Raw genomic sequence first — 7,175 nt, 5'->3', positions numbered from 1 at the left:
CTTAAGCCTTACCCTATAACATCTCCGGCTTTACCATATAATACCTTCGGCCTTACCGTATAACATATCCAGCCTATCCTACCCACTACCTTAAAAAATCACAAAGTTACCGGTTAAAACTTCTGTAGTTTGGACAATACGATAACTGTATTTTTATGCTTTCATTCGCCGGTTTGGGCGGTTCATGCACAAGTTCTTGTGCATGATGCACAAGTTCTTGTGCATAAAATAGCCCCTTGAAAGCCGGATTTTTGCTAAAACCGCGAAAGAGCTAAAAATTATCGCGGAATTTTGCCTGTTCTTTTCCCTGAAAATACAAGGGGTTATAACAACACTGAAAATATTGTGACAACTATTTGCTAATATTATATAATGAAAACGCTATGTTGGCACGAAAATTGCAAAGTATTAAGTTAGAAAGCACAAGGAGTTGGCAAAGAATAATAGTGATTCTTTGTGTTTTACTTGCCGCGTTTGCCGGATGCGGCAAGAAACCGGAAGATAAAACTTACGGCGGAACTTTGAAGCTGGGCGGATTGGGCGGTAAGCCCTCTATTATTAACCCAATCCTGACACACCGCACGGTTTCTGCCGCGGTAGAGGAGTTGATATTTAATAGATTGATAAGGATGAATAAACAAATGATACCGCAACCGGATTTAGCCGAAAGATGGGAAATATCCGATGACGGGCTTACCTATATTTTCCACCTGCGTAAGGGTGTGAAGTTCCACGATGGAATTGAACTTACTGCAGATGATTGCAAGTTTACCTATGAACAGGTGATTAACCCGGAGAATGCTTCCCCCTGGATGAGTTATCACACGGACATCAAGGAATTATCCGCGCCGGATAGGTATACTTTTAAGATTACCCTGAAAGAGCCAAAGGCATCGTATTTAAGTTTATTGTGGATACCCATTGCGCCGAAACACCTCTTGGAAGGCAGGGATATCAAGACCGCAGAATTTAATCACCGCCCGGTTGGCACAGGCCCATTCAGGTTCAGCTACTGGCTGGGGAATAATATCGTCCTCGAAGCAAATCCTGATTACCATGAAGGCAGACCTTATTTGGATAAAATCATTGCCACCGGCTATGATGATATGGGCGAATACTGGTCGGCTTTTATGCGCGGTGATAATGACGTGGCGTTTTTCCTTTCAAGGGAGCAGTTTGAAACTGCCAAGCGCGATGCGGCTTTCAGGACTTATACCACTCCGGCATATACCTATGGATTGGAATATAATCCGGAACATCCTGCTTTGCGGGATAAGGCCGTCCGTCAGGCTATCGGTTTAGGGATAAACGTCCAGGAAATCATAGATAAGGTCGAAGGCGGCCTGGGGACGCCTTCTACCGGGCCGTTCCTGTCCGGGACGTGGTTTTGCAATCCGGAAGTGAAGCCGCCTGAATACAACCCCGCCCTTTGCGTGAAATTATTAAACCAGGCCGGCTGGGAGCTTAATAAGAATGGGATAATGGAAAAAGACGGCAAGGAATTCAGGTTTACCATGCTGGTAAATGATGGGCTAAGAAAGGGAGAGATAATCTCCCGGTTTATATACAATGATTTATATAAGCTGGGTATCCGGGTAGATATAAAAAGATTTGAGTTAAAGGAACGGGAAAAAGAACCGGCTAAGCATTTAGCAGAAAACGCAGGCGCTTTCCTGACCGCCTTTAACAGTATGCCGGACCCGGGAGATTTAACACGCGATTGGCATTCCAAAAAATCCAATCGTGTGCAGAAGCTTTGGACGTATAATAACCCGGATGTTGACAGGCTGTTTGAAGCCGGGCAATTAACGAACGGCATTAAAGAGAGGCAGAAGATATACCGGGAAATCCATTCGTTTATGGCCGATGACTATCCCGTAACATTCTTATATTTTCTGCAACTATTAGGAGCGGTAAATAACAAGTTCATGAATACGGGCGATTTGTTTTCTCCGGGTTGGTGTTTTTGGGCAATAAAGGATTGGAAAGTCAGTTCCAAAGAACTAATGAACGAAAGAACTGGAGAACCATAAGCCCTTTGGTTTTGCAGTTATTTTGTTCTTTAGTTTAAAATGATGCCGTGCGCACGGCTCACCGAACCAGAGGTTGAGGCGTTTTAATGTTGCAGTGTTATTCCGCCAAAGCGGGATGCCTGCAAACAAACGCTGAAACACTCAAACAGTATAACATCGTAGCTGTTAGGAGAGGAGGTGAGTCGTAATGAAGGTTATTAAAAAAGGAGAGGAAAGACTGTCTGAAAAGAACCAGGTTTGCTGCCCGGCTTTTGCTTTTCCGTATAATGGTTATGACGAGGAAGAATAAACGGAATTAATCAGTTCAGGCCTGCCTGCGCTAAAGTTTCGGCAGGCAGGCCGTAGGACTGGGCTAAAGTTTCGGCAGGCAGGCCGTAGTGACTGGGCGTTGCCGTAACCGCGGCGAAGCTAAGGAGGGTATTTTATGTATAAACTATCACAGCATACGTTGTTTTATGATAACTATCCTAAAGCGGATGAATCGCTCGTATTCAATACCCGGACGCAATCCGTGATTCAGCTCGACCCGGATGCCAGGAAATTCATAAACAGGATGGCTGCGACGCTGACGAATGACCCGCAGCTTTCCGCTACAGAGAGGGAATATCTTGCCGTTCTTAAGGAAAACGGCATTATCATTGACCACAGTGTGGATGAGGGCAAGGTGCTGGAGCATTGGTTCAACCAGATAAAATACCAGAGCAAGGTGCTTCATGCCACAATACTCACGACTTACCAATGCAATTTTGGATGTGTATATTGTTTTGAGGAAAGGGTGAAGGAGCCGAAATCGCTGGATAACGCGACGTCAGTTAATATCATCGAATGGTTAAAGATGAAGGCAGAGGAAAACCGTCCGAGGCTGTTGCGGGTTTTATTCTACGGCGGCGAGCCGTTGATGAATCCAAAGCCGATAATGGAGATTGCCGGCGCGCTTTACTTGTGGGCAAAGGAAAAAGGCATGAAATTCAGCTTTGGCATCGTGACTAACGGTTCATTACTGAAGCCGGGTTTAATCGGGCAAATGGTAAAAATAGGGTTAAGCGCGGTCAGGGTAACCGTTGACGGCAGCCGTGCCGAGCATGATAAACGCAGGCCGTTTTTAGACGGGCGGGGCTCCTTTGACAATATCATTGCCAACATCAAAGGGATTATTGACATGGTCAAAGTGGAGTTGAGCGGAAACTTTGACAGCGATAATATCGATAGTTTCAGAGGGCTGTTGGATTACCTGGAGGAAGAAAAATTATCAGGGAAGATTAGTAAGGTCCTATTTTCCCCGATAGTGGCGAGGTTGGGGGAGAAAGGCAATGGGAAGGATCCGTTGCCGGTAGAAATGGTCGGGTGCCACTCCCTTTCCGAAGGGTTGGGCGAGGAAGCCCTGAAACTCCGCCGCGAGGTTATCCAACGCGGTTACCGGGTTGAACGGGCAGTGGCAGTAACCTCGTGCCCTATGAACCAGGATGATTCTATGATAGTGATAGACCCTTATGGCGATATTTATAAATGCACGGCTTTTGTGGGCAGGCAGGAATTTTCGGTCGGCAACGTCCGTTCGGCAAATTTTAATTACCGGCAGGTGGAGTTCATGACGACCAATCTATGGAAGGAATGCAAGGATTGCGCGTATGTCCCGATGTGCGGGGGCGGATGCCGTTACATGGCGCAGTTAAAACACGGCGATTGCTCCAAAATCTCCTGCGATAAGAATTATTATGAAAAGATATTCCCGCAGCTCTTGAAAATGGATTACGAAAGAGGAGCGCTGGGATAAGTTAAGGTTTCCCGCTGGGGCGGGACTCCACTGTTGTTGCGTAATGGTTCAATAGTTTAAACGTTCAAAGGGTTGAGGTATGTTAGATATTGACAAAAACAGGATGATGTTATATGATATGGGCCTTTTACAATTAGTTAAGACTTCATATCATGAAACGTTTGCGATGGATTGTCGTATCGTTGATGCCCAAGCGTATCTGGCAGCAGATTGGTTTGGCATTTGCCGTCTTATTAGCCGCATCACTCTTAGCCCTGGGTATTTTATTGATTAAAACGAGTAGAAACGCCGTGACAGCTTCAGTCTTAAGAGATTATGAAGAATTAACCCATCGGGTAGTGGGGGAGATAAACAACCATATTAATATGCCGCAAGAGCTTTTGGCCAATACTGCCTGCATGATGGGCGCCGTTACGATGGAGGATAAAGATACCCAGCAAATGTTGATTTACCAGTTGGTTACTGAACACATGGATTTATTTGAAAGGATTGCGTTGGTTGACAAGGACGGAGAGGAGTTAGTGAATTCGGATTTAGAGCCTAAAGCCAATAATAATCCGGCAGCCGACATATTCCGGGATGTTATCCGCCGGAAGAAGGCGGTTATTTCAAAAGTGTATTTTTCCAGGGAGCATCTCCCTTACCTGACCATTGCCGTACCGGTTAAAAAGCTGAATGAACTGTCCGGCGGCTTGATTGCAGAGGTTAAGTTAAGCAGTATCTGGAATGTGGTAAAAGACGTAAGTTTGACCGGGGGGGAGGCGTTTCTGGTGGATGAAGCCGGATATGTGCTGCTCCATAATGAAGAAAAGAAGGTTTATCGCGGTGAGAACCTAAAGGGATTGAAAACGGTTCGAGCCGTTCTTGAAGGCAATAGCGGAAGCGTTGAAGAGGCGGATTTGGGTAAAGAAACGCGCTGGTTAAGCGCTTATGCACCGATTAAACTTTTTGGCTGGGGATTAATTATCAGGCAGCCGGTTGAGGAGGCTTATGCCTTCTCTTTCCGGATGCAAGAGAAAGCTGTGGTTATCGTTGCACTGGCAATCGGGCTGGCTATTTTATTGAGTTTGTTGATTGCCAACTGGATTGTCCATCCGTTAAAAAGATTAACCGATGCGACGGAGAAAGTAGCTGCCGGCGACCTGGAACAACGGATAAAAGCTAGCCGGACTGATGAAGTGGGAAAACTGATGTGGTCTTTTGACAATATGATAGGCCGATTGAAAATGGCGAAACAGATGGAGAAACTTTCCAATATCGGAATGACCACGTCAAAGATTGCCCATGAATTACGTAACCCCCTGGTAGCAATCAAGACGTTCATGCAGTTACTGCCTAAGCGGCATAATGACGAAAGGTTTATCAGCCAGTTTAACGATACGGTGCCCCAGGAGCTTTCCCGGCTGGAGAAAATGGTTGCAATGCTTAATGATTTCTCATCCGTAAAACAGCTTTACCTTAAGGAATGCGACATAGTTCCCATTATCAATAATATTATGGAATTATATAATGAACAGGCGTCCAGCCAGAATATTAAGGCCGTGATGCAGGTAACGCCGGAGAATATTAATCTCAAGGTTGACCCCGATAAGCTTAAGCAGGTGTTAATCAATCTCGTCCAGAATTCATTTGAAGCCATGCCGAAAGGCGGAGCATTGAGGATTAAGGCAGGCATCACGACAAACGGAAAACTTTTAGGCGCTAATGAACACGAGAAAATAGTGGAAATAAGCATCAGCGATACCGGACACGGCATGAATATAGCCGAATTAGCATATGTTTTTGAGCCATTTTATACTTCAAAGCGCGGCGGGATGGGATTGGGTTTGCCCATCAGCAAGGAAATTATCGAGCAACACAAGGGAAACCTGGAAGTGATGAGCGAGAAAGATAAAGGAACGACTTTTACTATAAAACTACCGATAAGGGACGTTTAGAACAGGATTGGAAAAATGACAACCGATAACAATCGTTTTCAGGTATTGGCTGTAGATGATGACCCGGCCGTTCATAAAAGCATCAAGGTGATATTCGACGGTGAATACGAGTTCAGCTTTGCCAGTAATGCGTCCGAGGCATTGTCACTATTAGATAAACGTGATATCCAGTTGGCGATTCTTGACCTTGGCTTGCCCGATATGAGCGGAATAGAATTGCTAAAGAAGATAAAAGAGATAAATTCAGACATTGAAATAATAGTTCTCACAGGCGATACGTCGTTGCGCAACGGAATAGACGCGATGAAAGCCGGGGCTTACGATTATCTGGTAAAGCCTTTTGATGTCGACCAGATAACCATGGTGGTAAAGAATGCCCTGGAAAAGGCGAGCCTGATAGAAGAAGTCCGTTATCACCGGGTGATTGATGATGAAAAGAAAAGGGAAATCGTGGGTGAAAGCAATAAAATAAAAGACGTTTTTGAGATGATAAATAAACTGGTTAATAACGACGCGACGGTTTTAATCATGGGTGAAAGCGGAACGGGGAAGGAATTGGTTGCCCGTGCCATTCATAATGGGGGGTATCGGAAAGACCGCCCGTTTATTCCGGTGAACTGCGGGGCTATTCCACCCGAACTGATAGAAAGTGAACTGTTCGGGCACGAGAAAGGCGCGTTTACCAGTGCCTCATATAAAAGAATAGGTAAATTTGAACTGGCACACCGCGGGACGATTTTCCTTGATGAGATAGGAACCCTTCCTTTAAACTTGCAGGTGAAATTGTTGCGGGTTTTACAGGAACGTTCAATCGAACGGATAGGCGGAATGCGGCAGATACCGATAAATGTCCGTGTTATTGCTGCAACTAATGTTGACCTTAATGAACTGGTCAAACGGGGAGAATTCAGGGAAGACCTTTATTACCGGCTTAACATCGTGCCTTTGTCTATTCCCCCTTTGCGCGAGCGCAAGGAGGATATTCCTTTGCTTGTAGAACATTTCTTTAATTTATACCGCAAGAAATATCACCGCATCATTAAGAACATCTCGCCGGATGTGATGGGATATTTTGTCAATTACGAATGGAAAGGTAACGTCCGTGAGCTGGAAAATGTTATCCAGTGCCTGTTGATTATTTCGGAACGTAAGGATATAACGATTGGGGATTTGCCCGCCGATATTATTTCAAAAAAGGTTCCGGACAACGCTGGTTTGAATAATGGGTTGCAACTGGAAGAGGCGCTAACCCGGTTTGAACGCGAGTATATTAACAAGGCACTTATAAAATCAGGCAATAACCGCCAGGAAGCGGCGCAGATATTAGGCGTTCACCGCAATACACTTCTCAACCGCATGCGTGTGCTTGGCATGAAAGAAGAGTTGGAATAGGGTTGGTGTTCCGGCTTTTCCCGGGGATACGAATTTTCT

General features: G+C 45.3%; 4 protein-coding genes. All 4 read left to right on the top strand.

Annotation, left to right across the window (positions count from 1 at the left end; translation table 11 throughout):
* The first annotated feature begins 383 nt into the window (after window positions 1-383).
* The 4 genes from HY811_00075 to HY811_00060 all read left to right on the top strand — a co-directional run bounded on the left by HY811_00075 (window position 384) and on the right by HY811_00060 (window position 7,136).
* Window positions 384-2,033 (top strand): hypothetical protein, encoded by a 1,650-nt coding sequence (locus tag HY811_00075; protein ID MBI4833207.1) that lies wholly within the window; start codon window positions 384-386, stop codon window positions 2,031-2,033.
* 424 nt (window positions 2,034-2,457) lie between these two features.
* Window positions 2,458-3,807: an SPASM domain-containing protein gene (locus HY811_00070; GenBank protein ID MBI4833206.1), complete on the top strand. Its 1,350-nt coding sequence runs from the start codon at window positions 2,458-2,460 to the stop codon at window positions 3,805-3,807.
* A 152-nt stretch (window positions 3,808-3,959) separates the two neighbouring features.
* Window positions 3,960-5,744 (top strand): sensor histidine kinase, encoded by a 1,785-nt coding sequence (locus tag HY811_00065; GenBank protein MBI4833205.1) that lies wholly within the window; start codon window positions 3,960-3,962, stop codon window positions 5,742-5,744.
* Window positions 5,745-5,759: 15 nt separating this feature from the next.
* A complete protein-coding gene (locus tag HY811_00060) occupies window positions 5,760-7,136 on the top strand; it encodes a sigma-54-dependent Fis family transcriptional regulator (GenBank protein MBI4833204.1) in 1,377 nt (458 codons plus the stop codon).
* Window positions 7,137-7,175 lie beyond the last annotated feature (39 nt).

It is taken from the genome of Planctomycetota bacterium (assembly GCA_016207825.1).
In the GTDB taxonomy this organism is placed as follows: Bacteria; Planctomycetota; MHYJ01; order JACQXL01; family JACQZI01; genus JACQZI01.
The sequence above is the reverse complement of the archived record's forward strand: the minus strand, read 5'-3'. Positions and strand labels throughout refer to the sequence as shown.